We start from the raw sequence: 4,139 nt of genomic DNA, 5'->3' as shown, positions 1-4,139 counted from the left end.
GAACGAAGCGCACGCGAAATTGCTTCCGAACGTGTTGATGCTCAAAGGGTGGAAATGTTCCTTGTTCAACCCCAGCGCGCCAGCTTACAGGACCTCTATCAGAAGCTGATAGAAGGCGAAATCAAAGACTTGAACGTTGTTGTGAAAGCGGACGTTGGTGGTTCTGTCGAAGCTGTGCGTGAGCAACTCGAGCAGATGCAAAGCGAAGAAGTAGTAATCAAGGTAATCAGTACAGGCGTTGGGAATGTCAACGAATCGGACGTGGATTTCGCATCGGCGGCTGAGGCTATTGTAGTCGGTTTTAATGTAAAAATCGAGCCTGGCGCAAAAGCGTTAGCCGAACGGCAAGGAGTTGAAGTCCGATCTTATAAGATTATCTACGAACTGCTCGATGATATTGAAAAAGCCATGAAGGGCATGCTTGAGCCTAAGTTTGAAGAAATTCATCTCGGTAACGCTGAGATAAGAGCCGTATTCAAGCTTACTCGTTCAGGTATCATCGCTGGTTCCTATGTAACCGATGGTAAAATCCAGCGTAACGCCAACGCAAGACTTTCGCGCGCGGGAGAAGTTATTTTCACCGGCAAGATTGGCTCTCTGAAGCATCTGAAAGATGATGTGAAGGAGATGGCTGCCGGGTTCGAGTGTGGAATTAGTCTCGATGGTTTTGATGAGTATAAAGAAGGCGATATCATCGAAGCCTATGAAGTGCGACAGGTTTCTTAATGAGAACGATCACCAGAATGGGCTTTTGGGCTTATTCTGGTTTTTTCAACCTGTGATGCAAGTCGAAGTATAAGAATGTCTATACACATATCCCTTGTGACTTTTGATATAACCGTTCCGGAAAGTCAGAGTCTAAAGGATAAACGTAACGTTATTAAAAGCTTGTTGGCAAACTTGAGGAACAAGTTTAACGTTGCTGTTGCCGAAGTGGGTGGGGAAGATACGTGGCAATATGCAGCTATTGCTGTTGTTTGTGTGGCAAATGCTGGCGATTTTAATGATCGCGTCGTAAGCGCCGTAATAAACTATGTCGAGAGCGATCCGCGATACATTGTAAATAACGTAGAGATAGAACAACGCTGAAAAGCGAGTTATTATAAATGAACATAAGAGTTGATAAAGTGCAATCTGCACTGCTTCATGAGATCAGTGATATTGTAAGACGTGAGTTAGATGATCCGAGGCTGGGAATTGTAACCATTACCGGAGTTCGTGTCACAGCCGATTTGCAGCATGCAACGGTGTTTGTAAGCGTTTTCGGGGATGAGGACGCCATTGTTCATTCGGTACAGGCTCTTAAAAGAGCTTCAGGTTTCATCCACAACCAACTCGGCAGACGTATACATCTAAAACGTGTCCCTGTTTTGGAATTTCGAGCTGATGATACGATTAAACGAAGCTCAAGAATTATGGAATTGCTTCACCAGGTGGAAAATGATCTTAAACCGGAAAAGTCTGAGTGAAGCCCTAGAGGCTATTCGCGGAGCGAATTCATTTTTAATCGCCGGTCATGTTAATCCTGATGGCGATACTTTAGGGTGCGTTCTTGCGCTCGAATGGGCGTTGCGTGCTTTGGGTAAAGACGTTACCTCTATCAGCATTGATGGTGTTCCAGAAACACTTCAATTTTTACCTGGCCAAGAGCGCGTGCAGATTACCACAGATAAATCGGAATTCGATCTTGCTATCTTATGCGATTTGGAAGGTCTTAATCGGGTTGGGCGTAATTCAGATGTAGTACTTAAAGCAAACCGTATTTTGGTTATCGACCACCATGTGCCCTGGGAGCAGTTCGGCGATATGCGGCTTATCGATACCGACGCATCTGCAACTACGATGGTTGTCTATGAATTGTTGCGCGCGATGAAAGCGGCAATTACTCCCGAAATCGCTTCCTCGCTTCTTACAGGGATCATTACGGACACAGGTTCATTTAAATACCAAAATACCACTCCAAAGGCATTACAAATCTCCTCGCACCTTGTTGATTCAGGGGCGGATATTGTTAAGATTAACGAAGAGGTCTTTGAGAATCGCTCAATGGCCTCTATGAAACTTCTCGGAATTGGATTGACAAATCTGCGGTCGATTCGAGATGGGGAGATTATTTGGTCGACTCTTTCACTTGAGGATTTCAACAAAGCTGGTGCATCTGATGAGCAGTCAGAGGGGATCATAGCTCATATGCGCTCAATACGTGGGGCAAAGATGGTGGCTTTGTTGAGAGAAATTAAAGAAAATAGAGTCAGGGTAAGTCTTCGTGCTCGTGAGCCCTATAGCGTATCTGAAATCGCCCAGAGATTTGAAGGTGGTGGTCATCGATTGGCTGCGGGATGTTCGTTACAAGCCTCATTGGTTGAATCCGAGCGGATAATATTGGAAGCAATTGAGCAATGGATGGATTCGTTAACGTCTACAAAAACCCCGGTATGACTTCGCATGACGTAGTCTATCGCTTACGCCGGGCAACCGGCATCAAGCGAATAGGTCACGCCGGCACACTTGATCCGGATGCCGAAGGGGTCTTAGTTGCTGCAATAGGAAGAGCCACCCGCATCCTCCCCTATCTCACCCTCGAACCTAAGGTCTACGACTGTTGGTTGCGTTTAGATATCACCACCAACACCCAGGACGCAAGCGGCACAGAGCAAAACCGTGTTCCGGCAGGTCATATCACTGAGGACAAGCTTAAAGAGACTCTGCAATCTTTTATTGGTTTAATCAAACAAATCCCCCCTATGTTCTCTGCGGTTCATCATGAGGGGCAGCGCCTCTATGACCTTGCGCGCAAAGGGATCGAAGTAGTTCGTGAACCTCGTGAGGTCACAATTGAGAGTATTGTGTTAAAGTTATTCGAATCAGGTGAGTTTCCTCTTTCAAGAATCATTATCACTTGCTCCAGCGGAACCTATGTCCGAACCTTATGCCATGATATCGGAAATGCTCTGGGTGTAGGTGGGCATATGGAAAAGCTAATACGTACCCGAGTCGGCGATTTCTGCGTCGAAGAATCGCACTCTTTGGACGATTTGCAGACACCCGAATCGGTCCAACAATCCCTTATAGGAATCATTAAAGCGCTCTATCCAACAGGCGGCCCTGTTATACAAGTTAATGAATCAGACCGAGAACATATCCTGAACGGCAATTTTATTGCTTTCCCACCCGATATCGAGCCAACAACTAAGCCAATTCCTCTGGTGTACGAGGCAGAATTACTCGCCATCGCGATCCCCTCAAATGATCATGCTCAACCAGTAGTAGTTTTCAATCCCCCAGCTCAAACCACCTAATGGCTTTAAGGTACAATTCTTCGAACTGACAACGGATTGACTATATGAACTTATTCTTGAGCATAGACGAACTTAATAATTTGCCATGGCGTGAAAGCGCGGTGGCGGTGGGGACATTCGATGGGGTGCATCGTGGACACCAGGCGGTGATTCGACGAGCAATCGAAGATGCTCAGGCATACAATAGGGCAAGCGTTGTTTTTACTTTCGATCGCCACCCAACTGAAATAGTAAGGTCGGAATCAAGTCCACCCTACCTTTGTACTCTACAGCAACGAATTCAATTCATCAAAGAATTAAATGTCGATAACATAGTAGTTCTTCCTTTTACCAAAGAGTTCTCGCAGATAACGGCAGATACTTTTTCGATAGACATTTTGAAGGAGCGGCTAAAGTGCAGCCATCTTGTTGTTGGTGAGGACTTTCGGTTCGGCCTTGGTGGAACAGGCAGTGTTACTTACCTTCAAAATAATGCAAGTCAATTCGGATTTGAAGTAACGCCAGTAGCTACTGTTTGTGAGAAGAGTGTGCGTATCAGCAGTACCCGAATCCGTGAAGCGATTGCACTAGGTGATCTGGCGATTGCAGAGGAACTGCTTGGGCGGCGCTTTCTCTATTCGGGTTCAGTTGTTAAGGGACATAGTCTCGGGCGAACGATGGGTTTCCCAACAGCCAACCTGGTTCCTGTTACCAACCTCGCCCTGCCTGCTGATGGCATCTACGCCACTACCGTAGAGTTGCACGGCGATGTCTATGCTGGAGCGTGCAGTATTGGAATGCGCCCCACTCGCGGGGGCACTGAGCGAACTGTCGAGGTCTATCTCATCGATTATGATGGAG

The 4,139-nt window shown here is 46.5% G+C and carries 6 protein-coding genes; all 6 read left to right on the top strand.

Annotated elements, in window-relative coordinates; translation table 11 throughout:
* Positions 1–726: translation initiation factor IF-2 (locus WCO51_10440; GenBank protein MEI6513675.1), on the top strand; the 726-nt coding region annotated here is incomplete at its 5' end.
* Positions 727–801: 75 nt separating this feature from the next.
* Positions 802–1,089, top strand: a complete 288-nt coding sequence (locus tag WCO51_10435) for a DUF503 domain-containing protein (protein MEI6513674.1) — start codon at positions 802–804, stop codon at positions 1,087–1,089.
* A 17-nt stretch (positions 1,090–1,106) separates the two neighbouring features.
* Positions 1,107–1,469: a 30S ribosome-binding factor RbfA gene (gene rbfA, locus WCO51_10430; GenBank protein ID MEI6513673.1), complete on the top strand. Its 363-nt coding sequence runs from the start codon at positions 1,107–1,109 to the stop codon at positions 1,467–1,469.
* Positions 1,441–2,439, top strand: coding sequence for a bifunctional oligoribonuclease/PAP phosphatase NrnA (locus WCO51_10425; protein MEI6513672.1), 999 nt, complete (start codon positions 1,441–1,443; stop codon positions 2,437–2,439). Before rbfA ends, WCO51_10425 begins: the two co-directional genes overlap by 29 nt.
* Positions 2,400–3,299: a tRNA pseudouridine(55) synthase TruB gene (truB, locus tag WCO51_10420; protein MEI6513671.1), complete on the top strand. Its 900-nt coding sequence runs from the start codon at positions 2,400–2,402 to the stop codon at positions 3,297–3,299. The genes WCO51_10425 and truB overlap by 40 nt, the downstream gene beginning before the upstream one ends.
* Positions 3,300–3,343: 44 nt before the next feature.
* On the top strand, positions 3,344–4,139 hold a 796-nt coding region (ribF, locus tag WCO51_10415; protein MEI6513670.1), incomplete at its 3' end, for a riboflavin biosynthesis protein RibF.

The organism is bacterium, from assembly GCA_037131655.1.
Taxonomy (GTDB): Bacteria; Armatimonadota; Fimbriimonadia; order Fimbriimonadales; family JBAXQP01; genus JBAXQP01.
Note: the sequence above shows the minus strand (reverse complement) of the source record. Positions and strands in the feature narration are given on the sequence as shown.